At 72.4% G+C, this 2,327-nt stretch carries 1 protein-coding gene and 3 pseudogenes; 1 reads left to right on the top strand and 3 read right to left on the bottom strand.

The features are described 5' to 3' along the window. Together C1I97_RS35585 and C1I97_RS35580 are read right to left on the bottom strand one after the other, a co-directional pair. Nucleotides 1–264: pseudogene (locus C1I97_RS35585) on the bottom strand (hypothetical protein); the annotation flags it as partial. 36 nt (nt 265–300) lie between these two features. Continuing rightward, nucleotides 301–1,029 (bottom strand): FadR/GntR family transcriptional regulator, encoded by a 729-nt coding sequence (locus C1I97_RS35580; RefSeq protein WP_111007070.1) that lies wholly within the window; start codon nt 1,027–1,029, stop codon nt 301–303. A gap of 164 nt (nt 1,030–1,193) precedes the next feature. On the opposite strand from C1I97_RS35580, the pseudogene C1I97_RS35575 reads away from it, so the two are divergent. Next, nucleotides 1,194–2,216, top strand: a pseudogene (locus C1I97_RS35575) (ABC transporter ATP-binding protein); the annotation flags it as partial. On the opposite strand, the pseudogene C1I97_RS42125 reads toward C1I97_RS35575, so the two are convergent. Next, nucleotides 2,199–2,327, bottom strand: a pseudogene (locus tag C1I97_RS42125) (type I methionyl aminopeptidase); the annotation flags it as partial. The pseudogenes C1I97_RS35575 and C1I97_RS42125 overlap by 18 nt on opposite strands.

Below are 2,327 nucleotides of genomic sequence, written 5' to 3'. Positions count from 1 at the left end.
CGCGGCGACGAAGCCGGCCCCGGAAACCAGTTCCTCGCGGGTCAGCCGCAGATGCAGCCCCGGCCGCAGCGCGGCGAGATCGGCGCTGACCGGCACGCGGCCCTCGGCGATCACCCGCGTCAGCAGATCGGCCGTCTCGGCGCGGATCTCGGCGACCGCGTCGAACACCGCCTCCAGTACGCGGCCCACCCGCGCGGCGACGCGCTCCTCGGCGGAGGCGTCGCGCGTCGCCGCCGCCTCGACGAGTACGGGGCTCGTGCTCATGGCGTCCTCCAGCGGGCGGGGCCGGACGCCGCATCGTCAGAGGTCCAGCCGCACGGCGATGAGCCGCGCCGCCGACTCCTGGACGCACCGCTCGGCCGGCGTACGGGCCGAATCACGGGCCCCATCCTGCACGGCGGAGATGACGGCGCGATGGCGATCTGCGACTTCTTCACGATATTCGCCGTCCGCGAGCACCAGGCACAGCAGCGCCCCGACCTCCGTCTGGAGTGCGATCTGCTCCCGGGTGAGCCGGGCGGACTGTGCGGCCGCCGCCAGCTCCACGTGGAACCGGCCGTAGATCCGGCTGCGCGCCGCCGCGTCCTCGGCGCTCGCGAACTCCTCGGTCGTACGAAGAAGTTGACCCAGATCACCGGGTCCGGTGCGCTCCGCCGCGAGTCCGGCCGCCGCGCCCGACAGCGCGGCCCAGTGGTCGCCGAGGTCGCGCAGCTCCTCGGTGCTCCAGCCGCGCAGCCGGGTCCTCAGCCGCTCCTCGTCGGGGAGTTCGGGCAGCGAGACGAAGCTGCCCCCGCCGCGCCCCCGCCGGGTGGTGACCAGTCCCTGCTGCCGCAGCGCCATCAGCGCCTCCCGCAGGGTCACCGTGGACACACCGAGCTGCCCGGCCAGTTCGCTCTCGCCGGGCAACTGCTCCCCGTCGGCGAGCAGACCGAGTTCGATGGCGTCGCCGATCCTGCGCACCACCGCTTCCACCCGAGCCCGGCTCTCCACCGGCGCGAAGACGACTTTCCGGGGACCGGCCTCGCCCACGTCAACCGTCCCGCGCGGGCTCCTGGCCCCGTTCTCGACGTGTCGCTGCTTCACGGCCACCACCTTGCCAGTTGACCCAAGCTTTACCCAGAGGCGGTCTTGAGCTTTGAACTATGACTTCATAGGTTTCCGCTCAACGTGCACGAGCGTCAGAAAGGTTCCGCATGGAGGGAGTCGCGGTCCGGCTGCAGGGCCTGCGCAAGACGTTCGGGGAGACGGCCGCGGTGGCCGGAGTCGACCTGGAGATCCGGGACGGGGAGTTCTTCTCGATGCTCGGCCCGTCCGGCTCGGGCAAGACCACGGTCCTGCGTCTGATCGCCGGCTTCGAGGCCCCCACCGAGGGCCGCGTCGAACTCGCCGGGCAGGAGGTCACCGGCCTCGCGCCCTTCGAACGGGACGTCCACACCGTCTTCCAGGACTACGCCCTCTTCCCGCACATGACCGTCGAGCAGAACGTCGCCTACTCCCTGAAGGTCCGCAAGGTGCCCAAGGCCGACCGGCTCGCCCGCGCCCGCGAGGCCCTCGCCCAGGTGCGCCTGGACGGATACGGCAGACGGCGCCCGGCCGAGCTCTCCGGCGGCCAGCGCCAGCGCGTCGCCCTCGCCCGCGCCCTGGTCGGCCGCCCCCGCCTGCTGCTGCTCGACGAACCGCTCGGCGCCCTCGACCTCAAGCTGCGCGAGCAGATGCAGGTCGAACTCAAGGCGCTCCAGCGCGAGGTCGGCATCACCTTCGTGTTCGTCACCCACGACCAGGAGGAGGCCCTGACGATGAGCGACCGCGTCGCCGTCTTCCACCAGGGCCGCATCGAACAGGTCGGCACCCCCGCCGAGATCTACGAACGCCCCGCGACCCCGTTCGTCGCGTCCTTCGTCGGCACCTCCAACCTCCTCCAGGGGGAGTCGGCCCGGCGGATCCTCGGCGCCGACGGCACCCACAGCATCCGGCCGGAGAAGATCCGCGTCCTGAAGGAGTCCGCCGACGCCGACGAGCCCGAGCACGCCACCGCCGCGGGCACCGTCGCCGAGGTCGCCTACCTGGGCGACTCCACCCGCTTCCTGGTCGACCTCGACGCCGGTGGCCGCTTCATCGCGCTCCAGCAGAACCTGGAGACCTCCGCCGAGGACGTCGCCGCCTACCGCGGCACCCGGGTACGCCTGACGTGGCACCGCCGCCACGCCGTCCAGGTCCTTGGTGGTCGCCCCGGGCACCGCCGCCTCCCGGGTGGCCGCGTGAATCGCGGCGACGACCAGCCCCGCCTCACGCATCTTGGCGATCTGCTCGGGGGACTTGATCTGCAC

The organism is Streptomyces sp. NTH33 (genome assembly GCF_003236365.1).
In the GTDB taxonomy this organism is placed as follows: Bacteria; Actinomycetota; Actinomycetes; order Streptomycetales; family Streptomycetaceae; genus Streptomyces.
This window is presented reverse-complemented; position numbering and strand designations above follow the sequence as displayed.